The organism is Marinilabilia rubra, from assembly GCF_003121985.1.
In the GTDB taxonomy this organism is placed as follows: domain Bacteria; phylum Bacteroidota; class Bacteroidia; order Bacteroidales; family Marinilabiliaceae; genus Marinilabilia; species Marinilabilia rubra.
This window is the reverse complement of sequence record NZ_QEWP01000003.1, coordinates 179,013-197,711: the sequence shown is the minus strand read 5'-3', so window position 1 is coordinate 197,711 and position 18,699 is coordinate 179,013. Positions and strand designations below refer to the sequence as shown.

Annotated in this window: 16 protein-coding genes; 9 read left to right on the top strand and 7 right to left on the bottom strand. The window is 41.0% G+C overall.

Annotation, left to right across the window (positions count from 1 at the left end):
- Positions 1-86 precede the first annotated feature (86 nt).
- On the top strand, positions 87-3,236 hold the full coding sequence (locus tag DDZ16_RS05345) for a glycoside hydrolase family 2 TIM barrel-domain containing protein (protein WP_198416675.1): 3,150 nt from the start codon (positions 87-89) through the stop codon (positions 3,234-3,236).
- A gap of 138 nt (positions 3,237-3,374) precedes the next feature.
- Here the strand turns inward: DDZ16_RS05345 and DDZ16_RS05340 are convergent, their stop codons facing one another.
- Together DDZ16_RS05340 and DDZ16_RS05335 are read right to left on the bottom strand one after the other, a co-directional pair.
- Complete coding sequence (locus DDZ16_RS05340; protein ID WP_109263407.1) at positions 3,375-4,022, bottom strand: carbohydrate-binding family 9-like protein; 648 nt, start codon at positions 4,020-4,022, stop codon at positions 3,375-3,377.
- A 31-nt stretch (positions 4,023-4,053) separates the two neighbouring features.
- The gene (locus tag DDZ16_RS05335; RefSeq protein WP_109263406.1) at positions 4,054-5,145 is read right to left on the bottom strand and encodes a phosphotransferase enzyme family protein; all 1,092 of its coding nucleotides are present in this window, start codon (positions 5,143-5,145) and stop codon (positions 4,054-4,056) included.
- Positions 5,146-5,575: 430 nt separating this feature from the next.
- Here DDZ16_RS05335 and metK point away from each other — a divergent pair, with 430 nt between their 5' ends.
- A complete protein-coding gene (gene metK / locus DDZ16_RS05330) occupies positions 5,576-6,826 on the top strand; it encodes a methionine adenosyltransferase (protein WP_109263405.1) in 1,251 nt (416 codons plus the stop codon).
- A 111-nt stretch (positions 6,827-6,937) separates the two neighbouring features.
- Here metK and DDZ16_RS05325 read toward each other — a convergent pair whose 3' ends face one another.
- The 3 genes from DDZ16_RS05325 to DDZ16_RS05315 are packed head-to-tail and all read right to left on the bottom strand — an operon-like array spanning position 6,938 to position 8,558.
- The gene (locus DDZ16_RS05325; protein WP_109263404.1) at positions 6,938-7,474 is read right to left on the bottom strand and encodes a hypothetical protein; all 537 of its coding nucleotides are present in this window, start codon (positions 7,472-7,474) and stop codon (positions 6,938-6,940) included.
- 10 nt (positions 7,475-7,484) lie between these two features.
- Positions 7,485-7,820 (bottom strand): hypothetical protein, encoded by a 336-nt coding sequence (locus DDZ16_RS05320; RefSeq protein ID WP_109263403.1) that lies wholly within the window; start codon positions 7,818-7,820, stop codon positions 7,485-7,487.
- Positions 7,821-7,826: 6 nt separating this feature from the next.
- Entirely contained in the window at positions 7,827-8,558 is a 732-nt protein-coding gene (locus DDZ16_RS05315) for a TIGR04255 family protein (protein ID WP_109263402.1), read from the bottom strand.
- Between the two features lie 380 nt (positions 8,559-8,938).
- Here DDZ16_RS05315 and DDZ16_RS05310 point away from each other — a divergent pair, with 380 nt between their 5' ends.
- The 6 genes from DDZ16_RS05310 to DDZ16_RS05285 all read left to right on the top strand — a co-directional run bounded on the left by DDZ16_RS05310 (position 8,939) and on the right by DDZ16_RS05285 (position 16,526).
- Positions 8,939-10,216 (top strand): ATP-binding protein, encoded by a 1,278-nt coding sequence (locus DDZ16_RS05310; RefSeq protein WP_109263401.1) that lies wholly within the window; start codon positions 8,939-8,941, stop codon positions 10,214-10,216.
- A gap of 98 nt (positions 10,217-10,314) precedes the next feature.
- Positions 10,315-11,310: an NAD-dependent epimerase/dehydratase family protein gene (locus tag DDZ16_RS05305; protein ID WP_109263400.1), complete on the top strand. Its 996-nt coding sequence runs from the start codon at positions 10,315-10,317 to the stop codon at positions 11,308-11,310.
- Between the two features lie 14 nt (positions 11,311-11,324).
- The gene (locus DDZ16_RS05300) at positions 11,325-12,434 is read left to right on the top strand and encodes a sugar transferase (RefSeq protein ID WP_109263399.1); all 1,110 of its coding nucleotides are present in this window, start codon (positions 11,325-11,327) and stop codon (positions 12,432-12,434) included.
- Between the two features lie 350 nt (positions 12,435-12,784).
- Complete coding sequence (locus DDZ16_RS05295) at positions 12,785-14,239, top strand: oligosaccharide flippase family protein (RefSeq protein WP_109263398.1); 1,455 nt, start codon at positions 12,785-12,787, stop codon at positions 14,237-14,239.
- Positions 14,236-15,606 (top strand): O-antigen ligase family protein, encoded by a 1,371-nt coding sequence (locus tag DDZ16_RS05290; protein ID WP_109263397.1) that lies wholly within the window; start codon positions 14,236-14,238, stop codon positions 15,604-15,606. The genes DDZ16_RS05295 and DDZ16_RS05290 overlap by 4 nt, the downstream gene beginning before the upstream one ends.
- A complete protein-coding gene (locus DDZ16_RS05285) occupies positions 15,603-16,526 on the top strand; it encodes a glycosyltransferase family 2 protein (protein ID WP_109263396.1) in 924 nt (307 codons plus the stop codon). The genes DDZ16_RS05290 and DDZ16_RS05285 overlap by 4 nt, the downstream gene beginning before the upstream one ends.
- 231 nt (positions 16,527-16,757) lie before the next feature.
- Here the strand turns inward: DDZ16_RS05285 and DDZ16_RS05280 are convergent, their stop codons facing one another.
- On the bottom strand, positions 16,758-17,114 hold the full coding sequence (locus DDZ16_RS05280) for a hypothetical protein (RefSeq protein WP_109263395.1): 357 nt from the start codon (positions 17,112-17,114) through the stop codon (positions 16,758-16,760).
- 77 nt (positions 17,115-17,191) lie between these two features.
- On the opposite strand from DDZ16_RS05280, the gene DDZ16_RS05275 reads away from it, so the two are divergent.
- Positions 17,192-18,406 (top strand): BaiN/RdsA family NAD(P)/FAD-dependent oxidoreductase, encoded by a 1,215-nt coding sequence (locus tag DDZ16_RS05275; RefSeq protein WP_109263394.1) that lies wholly within the window; start codon positions 17,192-17,194, stop codon positions 18,404-18,406.
- A gap of 54 nt (positions 18,407-18,460) precedes the next feature.
- Here DDZ16_RS05275 and DDZ16_RS05270 read toward each other — a convergent pair whose 3' ends face one another.
- Positions 18,461-18,661, bottom strand: a complete 201-nt coding sequence (locus DDZ16_RS05270; RefSeq protein ID WP_109263393.1) for a hypothetical protein — start codon at positions 18,659-18,661, stop codon at positions 18,461-18,463.
- Positions 18,662-18,699 lie beyond the last annotated feature (38 nt).

The window sequence follows — 18,699 nt, the reverse complement described above, 5'->3', positions numbered from 1 at the left end:
TGGTTCGGCCATTTTAGCGTTAGTGGAGGTTTGTTGAGGTTTAAGATGTTGATAGTAAGTTTTAAAGGATAAAAAATATTAGTTCAATGATAAGGGGTTTAGAAATGAAGAATCAGTTGCTAAGAGGACTTTTGATTCTTTTGATGATGGGTTGTGCTTCGACTGTTGTGGCAGAAGTGAAACAACCTGAATGGCAAAGTCAATATGCCATGGGAAAAAATAAACTTAAGCCACATGCTTACGTGCTGCCATATGCAGATGAAGCAGCGGTAAGAAATCTGGATTATAAGAATTCACCATGGTACAAAGATTTAAATGGTACGTGGAAATTTAATTGGGTTAGAAATCCAGATAAGCGAACGCAGGACTTTTATGAAAAAGACTTTTTTGACGGGCATTGGGCCAATATTGAAGTTCCCGGGAATTGGGAGCGGCAGGGATTTGGCTTGCCCATTTATGTCAATGTTAGATATGAGTTTGCCAACGAAATGTTTGGTTTTAATAATGGGCCTCAACCTCCTGTTGTTCCTTACGAATACAATGAAGTAGGATCTTACAGGAGGACGTTTGAGGTGCCCGAAAGTTGGGAGGGACGGAGAACAGTTCTTGCTCTGGAAGGGGTCAATTCCTTTTATTATTTGTGGATAAACGGAGAGTTTGTCGGTTACAATATGGGCTCCAAAACTCCTGCTGAATGGGATATTACTTCATTACTTTCTGAAGGAGAAAATGTCATTGCCATTGAAGTCTATCGCTGGAGTGCCGGAAGTTATTTAGAGTGTCAGGATTATTGGAGGTTGAGTGGAATAGAGCGGGATGTCTACTTGTATAGCACTCCTGTGTCTCATATTTCAGATTATGAGGTAACCTCTTCTCTTGATGAAAAGCACTACCGGCATGGTTTGTTTGGACTATCGGTTAAGGTAAATAATCCCTTTTCAGAGCATGCTGAATTAGTTTATGAACTTAAAGATAGTTCCGGTAAACTGATTTTATCCGATCGTGCAGAGATTAAACCTTCTAATATTAGTCAATGGGTTGAGTTTGCATCCCGGAAAATAAAAAAGGTTCAAAAATGGAGTGCAGAAAAGCCTAATCTGTACAACCTTACTGTTCGTTTGGAAAATGAGGCCTCAGAAACTGCTCACATAACCGGCGGGCATATCGGGTTTCGCACTTCAGAAGTGAAAGACGGACAGTTTCTGGTCAATGGGAAGGCAATATTGGTAAAAGGAGTAAACAGGCATGAACATACGCAGAAAGGACGTACAGTTTCTGAAGAGTCAATGCTGGAAGATATACGGTTGATGAAGGAGCATAATATCAACACCGTAAGATCGTCACATTATCCCAATGACCGGCGTTGGTACGAGCTCTGCAATATTTATGGTTTGTATGTTATTGATGAAGCCAATGTTGAATCTCACGGGATGAAATATGGCCCGGAATCTCTGGCAAAGGATACAACTTGGTATCAACAGCACCTGCTCAGAAATCAACGGATGTATCATCGGTCTAAAAACCACCCCTCTGTCGTAATTTGGTCGATGGGCAATGAGGCTGGTGACGGGATCAATTTTGCCAGGGTTTATGATTGGTTTAAGAGTGTGGAAAAAAGTCGCCCTGTTCAGTATGAAATGGCCAGGGAAACTCCACATAGCGACATTTATGCAAGAATGTACCGGAGTGTTGAGTTTTTGAAGGAATATGCAAACAGTGATGCCGAGAGGCCATATATTATGAATGAATATGTCCATTCCATGGGCAATAGTGTTGGCGGACTAAAAGATTATATGGAGGTATTTGAACAGGAGCCCAAGGTGCAGGGTGGTTGCATATGGGACTGGGTGGACCAGACTTTTGCGGAGGTTGATGCCAATGGTCGTCCTTATATGGCTTATGGCGGTGATTATGGACCTGAAGGGGTTCCTTCTTTTTCTAATTTTTGCGCCAACGGGTTGGTGTCGGCAAACCGTAAACCGTATCCTCAGTTGAAAGAGGTAAAAAAGGTTTACCAGTATATTAAATCCGAACTTATTGATACTTCAAGTCTGGGGATAAGTGTAAAGAACTGGTACGACTTTACTAACCTGGGGAATTTTGAATTGGTCTGGACCTTGAAAAACAATCAGGGTGAAATTGTTAAGAAAGGAAATAAAACTCTGGATGTAGAACCCGGGAGAACTGCTGTCTTTACAATTGATTCTGATCCAGAGCAATGGGTGAACGAGCCCGGAGAGATGTTTTTAGATCTTTCCTGGCGGGCCAAAAAAGGGTATGGATTTATAAATAATGGCTTTGAAGTGGCTTATGACCAATTTGTGATCGAAGGAAACGCCTATCATAAAATTCCGGAAAACCCTGCTGAAGTAGGAGCTTTAAAGGTTGAAGGCAATACTGGATACAACGATATTATTCGTCTGAAATTCTCTGAAAAGACAGGCGATATCACCTCGCTAATGTTGGAAGGAGAAGAGATGCTTGTAGCTCCTTTAAGAGTGGCAGTATCGCGGGCCTTGACAGATAATGATGAGCGTGACGGAAATACCGGAAGACATTGGAGGAATGCGGGAATTATGGATATATCGCCGAAAAGTGCAGCTTTTGAATTGGAGGTTAAGAATTCAAATCTGACTGCCACAGTGAAGCAATTATGGTATAATGCCAAAGACGAATTGCTGATGGAGACAGTGATGAATTATGAGGTTTCCCCCGATGGTCAGATTGAGATAGAAGGTCATTTAAAACCTGATACATCAAAACTTGTTACTTTGCCCGGAGTCGGAGTAGAGTTAGGACTTTCTCCAATGTTTGAGGATGTTCATTATCTGGGACGTGGTCCTCATGATACCTATGCCGATAGAAATTCAAGTGGAACTATTGATGTTTATTCTACTACTCCTTCACGAATGTATGTTAACTATCCCAATCCTCAGGCATCGGGAAACAGAACTGATGTCCGTTGGGCCAGGTTTATGGCTTCGGATGATCTTGGAATACACGTAACCTCTGACGTAAGGTTCCAGTTTTCCGCATTGCCCTATTCTGACAAAGAATTACTGAATGCCACTCATTTTAATGAGTTGCCAGCAATGCCCAATGGTGTTTATCTTCATTTGGATGTGGAGCAGGCCGGTATTGGAACTGCTACTTGTGGACCAGGGGTTAGGCCGGAATATCTTATCCCCGCCCGAGAGAAAAGTTTTAAGTTTAAACTTACCCCCGTAATTCAATAAGTTATACAAAAAGCCCGGAGCCAGCCGCCCCGGGCTTTTTCTAACAATGTTTTACTTCCTTCAGTTTGTTTATATTAAGTTGTGGTTGGTTGTTGGTGTTGACATCAACTATTCACTATAACTATCCACTATAACTTCTCACCCCAACTCAACCTCACCAAAAAAGTCGGGTCGGTGAAAATTAGGTTGTTCAATTTCTATGGGATTCCACGAAACGAAATGTGGCTCGGGGGTTTTATCACCACATTTATAGAAATTGGCTTTGAAAGTCATGCCTTTCGTGAAAGTGAGATTGGGATGTTCGCGATAGGCGCTGGCAGGAATGATCATGGTTAACTGGTAATCAAAATTACCCCTTTGAGGTTCGAAGGTTTCGCGGCCTAAAGTAGATGTCTTTTCAATGGAATGAATGACTTCTGCGGAGAATCTTTCGCGCGACTCCTTGCTGGGACCAAAGCCTAACAGCTGTGTGCCAATGCAATTGGTTTCAAGGTTGTAGTATCCCTTTTCGTCGAAAGCACAAAAGAACTCGCAGCAACTGTCTTCCCATACATTCCCATTGGGTTGGGTTTCCATAGCCCTGATGTACTGTTCTTTTACATAGAACTTTAGGAAAATATGGGTTTCATCGTATCCCATGGCGAAGGTAACATCCGGTTGGTAAGGGAATTCGTTCCAGTTAACGGTTTCAATGCTGGTTTTTGTTCCTTCCTGATCCAGAAAGTCTGAAACCCTCTCCAATGAAGGAGAGGGAATATCTAATTTTGCAATGGTTAATTTCTTCATGATGATTGATTTCTGTTAAAGAAATTGTCGATTATTGTTCATCTACAATCCTTTGCATTTTGTCCCAGTTTTGCTCCATGCTCTGTAATAGCTTGATTTGGGCTCTGGCACGTACCCGGTTGTGATCGGGATATTCCGTTTTGTAGTAGTTGTCACCGTCGATGTAATCGTCCAGGAAACGGACAGCCTGTTCGTAAGTCAATAATTTGGCTCCAAAGGCGAGCGTGTCTTTTTCTGCCGGTGTTAATATCTCTTTGGTCTCCTTTAGAAAGCCTTCAATAAAGCCTTCGTATAAGTCCATGTTGATGGTGACATTATCAAGATTTGGATCATCTTCTTTTCCGGTATTGGCACCGTTTCGTATGGCATCGCCAATATCGTAACAAACGTATCCCGGCATAACCGTATCCAGGTCGATGACACACAATACATCATCATTCTCGTCCAGCAGCACATTGTTGAATTTGGTATCCTGATGAACAATGCGCTCGGGAAGAACTCCATCACGGCCCATTTGAACGATTTTTTTGTACTCATCAGCCCTTTCCATCAGGAAATCAACCTCAGGAGTAACCTCTTTCAGCCGGCCAGCGGGATCTGCTTTAACTCTTTCAATGAAATTATTGATGCGCATTTCAGTATTGTGGAAACCGGGAATCACAGGAAATAACGGATCGCCGGGTAAGTCTGATACCATATTCTGAAATTGCCCGAAAGCCTTCCCGCCTGCTATTGCTTGTTGACGATTGGTTAACTGATCGTATGAACGGGCACCATCGATGAAAAGAAACATGCGCCAGTATTTTCCTTCATTGTCTTTATAGTAACCCTCGCCATTCCGGGTCTCTATTGGAGTGAGCACTTTTCTGTTAATGTCCGTTACCCCTTTTTCTTCAAGTTTTTTGCGTATGTGAGAAGTTACCCGCTTTATGTTTCGGGTCAGTTCCGGCACATTCCGGAAAATTTGATGATTAATAATTTGCAACAGATAATTGGGGGTGTCTTTATCACTTGTGGTCACTTTGTAAGTTGTGTTGATAAGCCCTTGCCCAAATGGCTTTACCGATTCGATGCTTCCTTTGGTCTGGAATTGGTCAATAATGTTTTGAATTTCTTTTGACATAGATTTGTAATTTAAATGTTTAAAAACAATAAAAAGCCGGGCTGCCTTTTAAAAAAAATCGATACTTAAATAAAGAAAAGTTCTTAGAAATCTCTGGTAAAGATAATCGGCAAAACAATATGATCACTGCTTTTTGGATGTTTTATCCTGCCTGTGTTTGGGGCTTTTTCGAAATGTGTGTAATTAGAATTTAGAAAACCCTTAAGTTTATTAACGAAGTAAAAAACAAGTGTTTCTTTTTTGAATAATTCTAAATAACCTTTATATTTGCGAGATCGAAGTGGATGGATTTGGCTGCTTGCAACCACTATAAAACAATGCTAAAATGCGGTTTTAGCCTGCCAATTAATATTCCATCCGTTCTTATTTGTTTAATCTTTTTCGTCTCCCGGTTGTTTTCCGTGGTAGCGAATTATTGAATTGTAATATTATGGGATATTTATTTACTTCAGAATCTGTGTCAGAGGGGCATCCCGACAAGGTGGCCGATCAGATATCAGATGCAGTTCTGGACGAATTACTTCGTCAGGATGCCAACTCAAAAGTAGCTTGCGAAACATTGGTAACTACCGGTTTGGTGGTTGTTAGCGGGGAGATTCGTACATCGGGTTATGTACCGGTTCAGAAAGTGGCACGTGATACCATTAAGCGTATTGGTTATACCCAGGCCGATTATATGTTTGACTCCGGATCCTGCGGCGTAATTTCTGCTTTGCATGAGCAGAGCGATGATATTAATATGGGGGTGGATCGTGATGGAGAAGATTCTCAGGGAGCCGGAGACCAGGGTATGATGTTTGGTTATGCCTGCCGCGATACTGAGAATTTTATGCCGCTTCCTCTTTATCTTTCACATTTCTTGCTTCAGGAACTGGCCGAAATCCGTCGTGAAGGAAAAGAGATGACCTATCTGCGTCCCGATTCCAAGTCTCAGGTTACCATCGAATACGACGACGATAACAACCCGGTACATGTCAACACCATTGTTATCTCCACACAGCACGATCCTTTTGACAAGGATGATAAGGTGATGCATGATGTTATCGAAAAGGATGTTGACAATATTCTGATTCCACGATTAAAAGCTAAATTGAAAGATGAAGTTAAGGATCTTTTCAAGAATTATAAACTCCATGTCAACCCTACCGGTCGTTTTGTAATTGGAGGGCCTCATGGTGATACAGGACTTACCGGCCGAAAGATTATTGTGGATACCTACGGTGGTAAAGGAGCCCACGGTGGAGGAGCCTTTTCCGGGAAAGACGCTACCAAAGTTGACCGTTCAGCTGCTTACGCTGCACGCCACATTGCCAAAAATATGGTGGCTGCCGGTTTGGCCGATGAGGTTGAAGTTCAGGTGGCTTATGCAATAGGTGTAGCTGACCCTGTCGGTCTCTACATTAACACCAACGGAACCTCTCATGTGGATATGAAGGATGGCGATATTGCTAAAAAGATCAATGAACTCTTTGATATGCGACCCGGTAAAATAATCCGTCGCCTCGGTTTAAAGAATCCTATCTTTACACCAACTGCTGCTTACGGCCACATGGGACGTGACCCTTATGTGGAAAAAGTGACCTTTATTGAAAACGGTCAGGAAGTTGAAAAAGAAGTGGAATTCTTTACCTGGGAGAAACTTGATTACGTGGATAAAATTAAAGAAGCGTTTGGACTGTAAGCTGTAACGAATAGAAATACCATCAAAAGGGACTATTGCCAGTTAAAATGGGGGTAGTCCTTTTTTTTAGAGCACTGTTTTTTTATTCTGTGCGTTATTCTGTTGAATAGTTTAATAACCGTCCACTATGATATCCTGAGGGAGACCAACTCTCATAAAATAACGAGCAAATGCTTGAGACAAATGTTCTCGGTAGGGAGGTAGTAATCTTTGACGAGACTCAAGATTCTTTGCTAATTCTCTTAAACTTTCAATCTGAATTCCATAAACATTGCGAAAGTCAATAACAATATAATCTTCGATATTATTTTCCTCAGATTTATTTAAAAGATGATAACCAGGGAGAAAACCTTTCCTTAAGTTCTCAATATTTCTTTTTATGGCCTTTTTGCTTTGCTCATTTTCCGGTAAACTTTCAATAAAAGTTTTCAATGAAAAATAAGGGCAAACAAGTACTATCTGAATTTTATTATTTGCCAGATCACATGATTGCGATAAAATTATTGAATCAATTAGTTTTATTTCAATTTCAGGCTCATCCCCCACATTTATTTTAGATGGAGGTATTACAATCGGACAGTCAGGAATCATGTCTCCTTGTTCAATTTCATCTGAATTATTAATTTCACTATACCAAGTAAATACCATGCCAATTCTCTTAATCTATAATTATATTAGGCTTATATTTTGTCACAGACTTAATTCTACTATTTACTTTAATTGTTTTACTAAAACGAGCATTTGCAACCAAATCAAATTCACTAAGGGAATCTTCTTCCCATGTTGAATTGTTTTGCTCCTCCAAATTGTCTAAACTTAAATTAGTAGAAAATACATTCTCCTTTTTCCAGATAGATAAATCAAAAGCCTCTGGCATAGGGAAATATGTTTTATTTAGACATGTACTTGTCATGCTTTGCTCAGAAAACACTTCTTGATTAACTAGTGTTGCAGTGTTGTCAATATCTATCGTTGGAGGAATTAGAAAAAGCATAGTTTTTTATTTAAAAGATTCGTATAATTTGCCAGCAGTTAATGATTTAAACATATTACTGCTTAAGTTGTGAGCACTCTCTAACCATTCTTTTAACTTCTGTGCGTCATATTTTTCTTTTTTGCCAATAACTTTGGTTTGTAAAACTATCCCGTTCTTATCATTATTAATTTTACCATTTCTTAAATTTAAAGAAACAATCTTTTGCTCAACCTCATAGTTAAATGTGAAATTAACATCATGCATTTTTGAATCAGTGTCTTTCATAAAATCATCATTCAAACTTAATTGAAAATTGGAATTTATAAAATCCAAAGGAGTTTCTCTACTTTTATCATAATTAAAGAAGTCAAGATACGTTAATGCCGGAGATAAATTAAAATTCGAATATTTCGGATAAATATCATTTAATATGTTCAGGATCTTGTTTGATTCATCTCTGAATTGGTTCCAAAAATATTTATCGTCAATTGTGTTTAAGGAAATTAATCCAGGGCCTACTTGGACCAGAGGATAACTTCCTTGCTTTTCTCTAAACCTAAAAACAGGGCTCCCTTTTATTATGTCTAATGGGACTTCAGGGGGCAATAAATTTTCCCGATGAGAGTATTTTGATTTTAGGTTTGAATATAAATCACCGTGTAAATATTGGAAATCAACGATGTCTGTTTTGCTTGTAATGTCCCATTTTATTTCAAAAATCACCTCCAATAAAGGTGCTTTCGGTAATTTACTCATAATCCAAGTTCATTATTAAAATACAAATATATTTATTAATTAGACAAATGGTTTCCTTTTTAGTTTTATGTTTCCTTTGATTTTATTTTTGTCTTTTACTCTTATTTCTTTAGTGACAACGTCCCCCGCAGGTGTCGTGCCCAATCTCTCCCGGAAATCAAATTAATAGCCAACTCTGATTAAATGAAGGATGATCAACAAAACATCCACTCCGAACGCTTATAGTTCTGATATGGTTCAATTACCAACTACTGTCTACTTCCTTCATCCTCTTTTCTTACCTCTTAATACCAGTTCCTTTGTTGTTTGCCAAATTGTATTTGATAAAGCCGGCAGAGCTGCGTATTTTACTGGTGAATTAGAATTCAATTTGAACGTTTATGCTAACATCGCCATATCCTTTTTTTCAGTCCTTGTCCAGGGAAATTAACCAAATGCAGGCAGATTACAGGAACATGGAGCCAATTCATGGTGAGCGGTTAAAAGAAATCGTCGGAGGCCTTCGGCAGAAATATGTGCCATTGCTTACCGATGGTGCTTTTGCGAACCAGTTGGCCACTGTTCGCGGACATGGTAAAGAAGGCTTTATGACAGTGGTGCTGGATCCCAATCCCAAAGCATTGGCGTTTTATTCCAGATTTTCTATTCCGGTTGTTTCTCCCAATTACATTGATGAGCCCGGGGAATACTGGGCATTCGTGTTGAAAGCCGGGCAGATAATTCGTGAAAACGGGAAAGTCCCAATATTGACAGTTGGAGATTCCGAATGGCTATTGGATTCAATGGTTCATTTTGGTCTGGAAAAGCTGGCAACTGTTTTTGCCATTAATCAGGACTATGAGTTGCAATGGGAGCTACAAGATAAATACTTTCAATATCAAAAGGCTGCAGAGGCAGGAATAATTATGCCCCGCACCTGGTTGGGCGATGATGCGTTTTTTAAATCTTCAATAGATCTTCCTTATCCTATCCTGGTAAAGGAAAGACGTGGTAAAAAAGTCTTTCGTGAAACAGGCAAGCAAGCCTTTGAGGCTGAATCATGGGAACAACTGTTAAAAATAAAAGAACAATTGGGAGCTGGTTCCGAAATACTCATTCAGGAGAAAATTTCGGATAATGGCAGTGAGAATATGTTCAGCGTTGGTGCTTTTTGTCGTGAAGGGGGTGCTGCTGAGGCTTTTTTTACCTCCCGGAGGGTGCGTTCCACCAGGGAGTTTGGAAGCACAGCTTTATCAGTCAGCGAGCCATGTCCCGATGGGGTTGATGCGGCCAGAACATTTCTGAAGTATCTTAAATATCACGGAAGTTGTGAGCTGGAGTTTATATACGACAGTAAAAGGCAGCAACTGATATTACTTGAGCTCAATAGCCGACTTTATAAAACCCAGTCGCTGGCTACCCATTGTGGTATAAACTTTAATTATCTGGCTTTACTGGATGCTATGAAAAAACCTGCCGTGGCAGAGTTGAAACAAATTTACGGCCCCGGATGGTGGCTGGCCTGGGGCGACTTGGCAGCAGGAGTCAGAAAAATGCAGAAGGGTGAAATGACCTTTCGGGATTTTATGGCCCCCTTGTCCTTTGATTTTGTAAATGGCATTGATGATCTGGACGATCCACTGCCGGGATTTGTAAATTTATTTAATGGGAAATATTAGTATAATAATCGTAAGTGATTTTCCTGGTTTTTTCATTAAAAATGGTGATTTACACTAATCACTATCAACTATAACTAAACACTAACTATCTGATATAAATGATAAATATAAACCAGAAACTAACCGGAAAAAAAGTGCTGGTAATCGGCGGTGGCGGATTCATCGGTAGCTTCGTTGTCGAAGAGTTGTTGAAGTATCCGGTGGAAGAAGTAGTGGTATACGACAATTTTGTACGGAGCAGTGAAGATAATATCGGTAAAAGTTTGCGGGACTCCCGTTGTCGGATTTTTGAATTTGGTGGAGATATCCGTGATTTGGATATTCTTGATCGTGCGGTAGAAGGTACAGATTATGTGGTTCATCTGGCAGCCATGTGGTTATTGCATTGCCGCGATTTCCCCCGCACAGCTTTTGATGTGAATATAGCAGGTACATTCAATGTTTTGGAGGCTTGTGCCAGGCATAGCGTTAAAAGATTGGTTTATTCTTCTTCAGCTTCTGTATACGGAGACGCAGTTAGTGTTCCTATGGGGGAAGACCATCCCTTTAACAACCGTAACTTTTATGGTGCTACAAAAATATCGGGCGAAGCTATGTGCCGGGCTTTTTACGATCGTTTCGGATTGAATTATGTCGGGTTGAGGTACATGAATGTGTTTGGACCCCGGCAGGACCAAAATGCGGTTTATTCGGGAGTGGTACCCATTATGCTCAATAAAATTGCAGCTGGTGAGGCGCCTGTGATAAACGGAGATGGTACCCAGGCCTATGATTTTGTTTATGTTCGTGATGTTGCACGCGCCAATGTGTTGGCTCTGGTAGCCGAGACGTCGGATGAATTTTTCAATGTGGGAACAGGTGTTCAGACTTCTGTGGCTGAGTTGTGCGATACAATTCTTAAGCTAAAAGAATCTGATCTTCAGGTTGAGTTCAGGCCTTATTCTGATGATGACAGCCGGCAGCTGGTGAAAAACAGAATTGGAGATACCCGAAAATCTTCAGAGTTATTGGATTTTTCTGCTGAATACACCCTGGAAGAGGGATTGGAGGAATTGGTTCTGTGGAGATTGGAAGAGGGAATTGACAAAAAATAGTCGGAGGATTCTTTATGTTTCAAATTTATAAGCAATCAACGGTTTCTGTAAGTGAATCCTGCATCATGGAAAAGGATGCCGGGAGGAATGTGCGTGCCGTTGTTTCTGAAAATTTGGGACAAGAGGTAGTCCGTTTTATCGATCGATTTGGAGATGCAAATAAAAAAAGTGCCCTTGTTACTTCTACTTCAAATGCCTTAAATATAAGGATGCATCCCAGGCATCAGATTCCATTTTTTGTCAATCTGGAGCAATTGAACAACGCAAAGCGGGTATGTGGCTTCTTGAAAGAAATCAATCTTAAAATGTCAGAAGGTGGCCTTTTTATTGGTTGCCTGGAAACGACTCATTTAAGACGTAAGCGTATATATGCCAAATACTCGGGCTTTTCAGGGCGAATTTATTATTTTTTCGATTACCTGATTAAACGGGTAGCCCCTTCTTTGCGCTCAACCCGCTGGATATACCGGATGTCTGCAGCTGGGCGTAACCATGCAATGTCTTATTACGAAATGGTGGGCCGCCTCTCTTATTGTGGCCTTCAAATAGAATCGGACCGGGTAATTGGGGGAATGCATTATTTTGCTGCACGAAAGGTGGCAAGTCCTCCTGTAAGTCCAAGAGAGAACTACAACCTGACGCTGTGTCTTTCCCGTGTGGGAAAAGGCAGGCAACGAATCAGGGTCTATAAATTCCGGACCATGGTGCCCTTCAGCGAATATGTTCAGGAACATATTTACAAACGGAATAAATTGAGAGAAGGGGGGAAATTTAAGAATGACCGGAGGGTAACCATCCTTGGGGGCATCCTTCGTAAATTCTGGCTCGATGAGTTGCCAATGGTCGTTAATATCCTGAAAGGGGATATAAAATTGGTGGGTGTCAGACCCATTAGTGACCAGTATTTGTCGCTTTATAAGCCTGAAGTAATACGTCTCAGAACTTCTGTAAAACCTGGTCTAGTTCCTCCCTATTATGTGGACCTGCCTTCCTCTCTTGATGAAATTCAGGAATCCGAGGTCAGATACATTGAGCGTTGGAAAAAAGCCCCTTTTAAAACAGACCTGATCTATTTTCTAAAAGCTTTGTGGAACATTATATGCTGCGGGGCCCGAAGCAAATAATTTTTTATGGGGAACCGCTCTTTTACTTAAATTGGAAACAGGCCTTGAGTTAAAGGACGGCCTTGGGCGGTGAGCCGAAAAAGCAAGTGAAGATGGCGTTTAAAAATCTTTTCTGTTTGATCCCGAAATTAGTTTTTGTTGGTTTTTGGGGCACCAAAAACCTTACAAAACTTAAATCGGGAGAGTTTAAAGATTTTAGCCATCAAATGCTGTTTTTTCGAGCGAAGCGGCCACAGCCTTGACTTTTTTTGATTCCTTTTTTGTGTCAAGACAAAAAAGGAATTGGGGTTTAGGGGCAAAGCCCCCAGAATTTGGAGTTGGGTATACACAAGGATATTCATTAATTTTTTATGGGTGAAAGAAAAGCATTTATTAAAGATACGTTTGTTTACGGACTCGGAAACGGGTTAAAGAAATTCATTGGTCTTTTTTTATTGCCATTTTATACCCGGGCTCTGACAGTTGGGGAATTCGGAATGTTGGAAACCCTTGGTACTGCTGCCGCGTTGCTTGGTGGATTCTTGTCTGTTGGACTCGATTCTGCTTGTGGTTATTACTATTTCAAGGCTTCTGACCGGCAGAAGGCAGATGTTTTATCCACAACCTTTTATCTGCGATTATTGTCTTTTCTGATAATTGTACCCCTGCTTTTTTTCCAGAAGCCATTAGCCCGTTTGGTTTTTGGGGATTCTGATCAAAGTTTTTTGATTGTTCTTCTGTTACTTCTGGTTCCTGTTAATTTGATGATGAGTGAACAGTCTCATTTGTTTCGGTATTTTCGTCAGCCCTGGCGCTACAATATTATCACCGTCGTCAAATCGCTGGCCAATATCGGCATTGGTATCACTTTGGTTATTGTGTTAAAACAAGGCGTACAAGGAGCCATGTGGGCGCGAATTGGCAGCAGTTTACTGGTCGTGGTTCTGGCTTTTGGAGTATTTAATTTCCGCAAATACAGTTTCCGGTTTTCCCTTGGGTGGGCCCGGCAGCTTCTCAAGTATGGCTTTCCGCTGATTTGGGCAGGAATAGCAGCCTGGATTTACAACAGCAGTGACCGCTTTTTCCTGTTGCACTATCACGATTTGCGTGAAGTGGGCTTATACTCTATCGGTGCTGTTTTTTCGCAGCCGGTACTTTTGATTAACATGGCTGTACAGATGAGTTTCAGCGTTTTGTTTTTTAAGTTGTACCATAAAGAAGAAAATCCTAATAAACCGGCCACCCGGAAAATGGCCGTGGACATTTACAGTTTGTATCTTTCAGGCAGTGTGATTTTGGCCACCACATTGTCGGTCTTTTCTGATGTTTTGATTCCTGTTGTGGCTACTCCCGATTATGCCGGAGGAGCAAGGGTGGTCCCTATGTTGGTTTTCTCTTATATTGCCGCCCAATCCTTTCAAACGATGGGGCCCGGTATCTCATTGTCAGAAAAAACCTGGCACTTTGCATGGATAACCGGCTTTACCGCTATTCTGAATATTGGACTCAACTTCCTTTTGGTGCCACGAATGGGCTTTATAGGAGCGGGTATCGCCACCCTTATCTCCTTTGTGATTTATTGGATTGTCAAAGTTTATGTGGCTTCAAAGTACTTCCCCATCAAATACCCATTTTTTAGCATATTGATGTTTTACGTATTTGGGGTTGGCGTTTCGCTGCTGATAACTACGTTTGAATTTCACGCTTCCGGTTGGATGAAGTTTTTGGCAATTTTGCTGGTGACGAGCTGCGCATTTTTGTTTAAATTGCTGAAGTGGGAAGATGTTAGGATGGTCTGGAGTAAAATTTCGCGGAGAGAAACATGAGCACATTATTATTATTCATACTTCTTTTTTCAATAGCAATTGCCGGTTTTTTGGTCATTCAAAGGTGGCCCGATTATGCTTTCTGGATCATCATTCTTTTGCTGTTCGACCCCACCGGGCACTTGTCGGTATATTTTGGAAAAGAGAGTTTAGGCGGATTTTATTACCGGGATTTTCTTTTTGCCATGTCCTTTCTTCCTTTAATGTCCTCACAGGTTTCAAAACGAGGGTTACTCAGCCATAAACCGTTTCTGATAATATTGGGCGTTCAGATTTTGTTTTTGCTGTATCATATTTTCGTCTTTGGCTACTGGCAGCCAGGCAAGGGTTGGGGGTACGTGTTTCGCTATGTTGTTGTACGTGAGCGGATGACAGTATTTGGATTTTTACTGATCATTCCTGTTTTTGTAATGGCTCGCCGCAACCTGCGCGTGTTTGTAGATGTTCTTGTTTGGTCTTCACTGGTGGTTTACCTTATGTATTTCTTTACCATCCTTACCAATGTTGACCTTATGCCCGTATGGCAGGCCGAGAGATACCGTGGCTCCGGCATTATGCGGTATCTTATGTTCAGTTCGGGTTTGACCGATATGCTCATTCCGTTGGCATTTTTAATGTTTGTCAGAAATGTTACTTACCGCTACAGTAAAGTGCTTTACTTATCGGTGATGCTTGTGGTTATTGCAATACTTTTGTCTTTAACCAAAAGCAGTTACATCAATATCGCCGGGTTGGTGGTGGCATGTCTGTTTTTGTATTACCGTTTTTACAGGGCATCAGTTGCTGGTTTAGTGGGAATGCTTATTGGCCCCGGTTTATTAATGCTATTGCTGATGTTTTTAGTATTCCCCGATTATCCACAACTGGTTTGGCGTCAGGTTGAAGACTTGTGGCTGTTTATTGCCGGAAGTTCCTATACCGGGGGCCAGGTAGAAGGGCGTTTGCTCAATCAGTGGCCTGCTCATTTGGCACTGATCAGTCAGCGGCCTTTTTTCGGCACGGGAGCTGGATTTTCAGAATTCTTTTCTCTCAGATTTCGTCCCTCAGACTATGAGGTCACTGATCTCCCCATTACCGGACACCTGGCTATGTACGGAGCTGTTGGTCTGTTGGTTTACAGTTTGTTGTATATTCAAATGTGGCGATATGTTGTAGTTGGCTATAGAATACTGAAGAATAAATTGCAGCATATTAACGAACTGGATGTGGCATTCTTTTTTGTCGTTTTTGCATGGATGGTGAAGACCTTCTTCTTTAAACCAAATTATCTGTTCAATGAATTGACTACCGGTACTCTATTGATCAATTTGTATGCAGGGATTTTAGTGGCCATCCTTTTTAGACAAAAAGCAGCCTTGGAAAAATGAGGACAGAGATTATCATACAATTGGTTTTATACCACGATGCGCATTACCTGGAAGGCCTTCTCAGTTCGTTGAAAGCCCAGACCTTTAAATATTTCAGGGTTTTTGCGTGGGATAATAGTAGTGATGATCAATCTGCCCAAAGGTTTAAGGAATTGTATCCTGACGGACATTTGATTAAATCAGATAAGAACCTGGGATTTAGCGGTGGCCACAATGCATTGTTAAAACAAACTCTTGAAGAAGGAGCTGACTATGTCTTAATACTAAATACAGATGTGCAAATCCATAAGGATTTTCTCAAACAACTTCACAATCAGATGACTCGTTTTCGGGGCGTTGATGCTTGTGGCCCTTTGATTTATGAAGGATTAGCCGGCAAAAGAACCAGTAAAGTTCAGTATTTTCGGTTGTATATGGATTTTATAAAGGCCCGGAAAAGTTCTCCCGACTCGGGGAAAGTCTTAAATACAAGTAAAGAATTACCCGTAAGTGCTGATGTTGATTATTTGGCCGGGGTGGCTCTCATGGTTCGAACGGAAGTTTTTAATGAAATGTTCCTATGGGATGAAGACTTGTTTCTTTATGGGGAGGAGCGGGACTTTTTTTATCGCTTTCGGAAGCAAAGACGGTTGGCCATGGTTACCAGAAAAGCAATTTGCTGGCATTTTCATGATTGGTCTGTCGGTAATTCCAAAAGCTATCAACGGGAATATTATTATTTGAGACGCAACAAAATCTTGTATTTTAAGAAATACCGACTAAAGCGGGGAATGGTTTGTTTTCTGCTGAGTGAGATTTTCAAATTACCCGTATCTGCAGTATGGACCATCCGAAAAGGCGGAATTCGAATGTTCTATCTATACTGGCTTGGTATTTGGCACGGAATAAGAGGGATAAAAGGTCGAAATGACCATTTGTAAAAAAATGCAGACTCTAAAAATAATAGTCCGTTATCCCGATGGCTTGGGATTGCAATGAGCTCTGAATTAACTGTTTATATGTTAATAGCTTTTTGGGGTTAACGGTCCGAACGTCAATTGGTTATGATTCATCTTAAATCTAACCTGCCTGCCGTCAGGCAGGTATCTGAAAATCTAACGATCTATTGTAAAAAGGTCTGCATTTCTTTTTTTAACCCCGGAAACTTACCCCTACTGGGGTTTGTTTTTTATTCTGTCGTTGATGAATCTTTTCAAAAAGAATATAAATGAAATGAGTGATACCACCATCATCGTAAGAACTCTGAGTAATGCCGGGGTGTCGCCTCGTTCAATGGAGCCTTTGAGAGGGAAAATCAATCCCAGTAATATCATAAATGTAATCACCATTACCGCATTGGAAATACCTTTGCGGTAATTTCTCACGCCTTTGTTTAAAAGCAGTATTGCAACTCCAAAAACAACTGGTATCAAGGCGGTTGGCGATGGTGAATCCGGCCATAAATGAGACCAGATACCTAATATAATTAATACAATGCCATTGATTAAACTTAAAGCGTATAATTTCATAGTAAATACTTTTTTGAATAACGCTTAAAATTGATGAATGTTTAGCCTTAACTTTGTTGATAAAATCCTTAGGAATTATGAATGTTGCTATCATAGGAGGGGGAGCTGCCGGATTTTTCTCGGCCATAACTGCAAAGGAGACGCATCCGGAAGCCAAAGTGGTCATCTTTGAAAAATCGGGCAGACTATTATCTAAAGTGAAAATATCAGGGGGTGGACGGTGCAATGTAACCAACGCCTGCAATGATGTTAGTGATCTGATAAAAGCGTATCCACGTGGGGGTAACAGTCTTAAAAAGCTGTTTCATAGCTTTGACAATAAAGATGCCATGCAATGGTTTGAAACCCGGGGAGTGCCGTTGGTCGTTCAGGAAGATCAATGTGTTTTTCCTGCTGCACAGGACTCTCAGATGATTATTAACTGCTTTCTGAATGAAGCTAAAAAACTGGGTGTTCAGATAGAAACGTATTCCGGAGTCAGGGAAATTGAAAAGTGTGATAATCGATGGGAACTACACTTCCTGAGCGAGGCTCGTCCCACACAGCAGTTTGACAAAGTAATTGTTACAACTGGTGGAAGTCCCCGGGAAGAAGGTTTGGACTGGCTGAAAAAAATTGGACATAAGATTGTCGCGCCTGTACCTTCTTTATTCTCTGTCAATATGGCCGACAATAAAATTACCCGGCTTACCGGATTGGTGGTAGATGATGTTTGGACAAGTGTTGCGGGTTCAAAATTTAAGACCGACGGACCACTTTTGATAACCCATTGGGGAATGAGTGGTCCGGCCATTTTGAAACTTTCTTCTCTTTCTGCCAGGCATCTGCGTGATTGCGGGTATCAGTTTACATTGCAGGTTAATTGGCTGGCGGTGAAAGATCTCCAATGGGTAACTTCCCGTCTTCAGGAAATAGCAGAGAATCACCCCAAAAAGATGATGGCCAATTACCGGCCATTTTCAATCCCCGAAAGGCTCTGGATCTTTCTTTTGGAAAAGATTGGGGTGCCGGGAGATAAAAAATGGGGAGAAACAGGAAAAAAAATTATCAATAAACTAGTGGAAGTATTAACCAATGATTCCTATCCCGTTTCTGGCAAGGCAACTCATAAAGAAGAATTTGTTACCTGCGGAGGAGTGAGTCTCAAAAGCGTGGATATGAAAACCATGCAAAGTAAAGCAGCCAAAAACCTGTATTTTGCCGGAGAGGTGTTGGATATTGATGCCATTACCGGTGGCTTTAACTTTCAGTCTGCCTGGACTACCGGGTTTGTGGCGGGGCAGTTAAGATAAAAATGCCCTTTTCAATGCTTGTATCATTGAAAAGGGCAATAAATGTGTTAGCTTCTATTTTATGGGATAAACGCCTTCATTGTCTCCGTTCAGAAACTCTTCGATTGAAGCCAACTCTTTCTGTGCTTCTTCCATGGTTGGAAATTCTCCCAGGACTATTTGGTTGCTTTGAAAAAAGGAAGAACTGGCAAACTGCCCGACCAGAGCAGCTTTGTTTTTACCACCGATGTTCCGGTTAAGAGAGAGTCTTATCACGTTTACAAGTTCCTTTTTATTCTGTGATTTTATTCACA

Excerpts from the sequence above, each read along its gene's own strand:
- DDZ16_RS05345 (WP_198416675.1), top strand. The coding sequence starts at position 87 with ATGATAAGGGGTTTAGAAATGAAGAATCAGTTGCTAAGAGGACTTTTG.
- DDZ16_RS05340 (WP_109263407.1), bottom strand. The coding sequence starts at position 4,022 with ATGAAGAAATTAACCATTGCAAAATTAGATATTCCCTCTCCTTCATTG.
- DDZ16_RS05335 (WP_109263406.1), bottom strand. The coding sequence starts at position 5,145 with ATGTCAAAAGAAATTCAAAACATTATTGACCAATTCCAGACCAAAGGA.
- metK (WP_109263405.1), top strand. The coding sequence starts at position 5,576 with ATGGGATATTTATTTACTTCAGAATCTGTGTCAGAGGGGCATCCCGAC.
- DDZ16_RS05325 (WP_109263404.1), bottom strand. The coding sequence starts at position 7,474 with ATGGTATTTACTTGGTATAGTGAAATTAATAATTCAGATGAAATTGAA.
- DDZ16_RS05320 (WP_109263403.1), bottom strand. The coding sequence starts at position 7,820 with ATGCTTTTTCTAATTCCTCCAACGATAGATATTGACAACACTGCAACA.
- DDZ16_RS05315 (WP_109263402.1), bottom strand. The coding sequence starts at position 8,558 with ATGAGTAAATTACCGAAAGCACCTTTATTGGAGGTGATTTTTGAAATA.
- DDZ16_RS05310 (WP_109263401.1), top strand. The coding sequence starts at position 8,939 with ATGCTAACATCGCCATATCCTTTTTTTCAGTCCTTGTCCAGGGAAATT.
- DDZ16_RS05305 (WP_109263400.1), top strand. The coding sequence starts at position 10,315 with ATGATAAATATAAACCAGAAACTAACCGGAAAAAAAGTGCTGGTAATC.
- DDZ16_RS05300 (WP_109263399.1), top strand. The coding sequence starts at position 11,325 with ATGTTTCAAATTTATAAGCAATCAACGGTTTCTGTAAGTGAATCCTGC.
- DDZ16_RS05295 (WP_109263398.1), top strand. The coding sequence starts at position 12,785 with ATGGGTGAAAGAAAAGCATTTATTAAAGATACGTTTGTTTACGGACTC.
- DDZ16_RS05290 (WP_109263397.1), top strand. The coding sequence starts at position 14,236 with ATGAGCACATTATTATTATTCATACTTCTTTTTTCAATAGCAATTGCC.
- DDZ16_RS05285 (WP_109263396.1), top strand. The coding sequence starts at position 15,603 with ATGAGGACAGAGATTATCATACAATTGGTTTTATACCACGATGCGCAT.
- DDZ16_RS05280 (WP_109263395.1), bottom strand. The coding sequence starts at position 17,114 with ATGAAATTATACGCTTTAAGTTTAATCAATGGCATTGTATTAATTATA.
- DDZ16_RS05275 (WP_109263394.1), top strand. The coding sequence starts at position 17,192 with ATGAATGTTGCTATCATAGGAGGGGGAGCTGCCGGATTTTTCTCGGCC.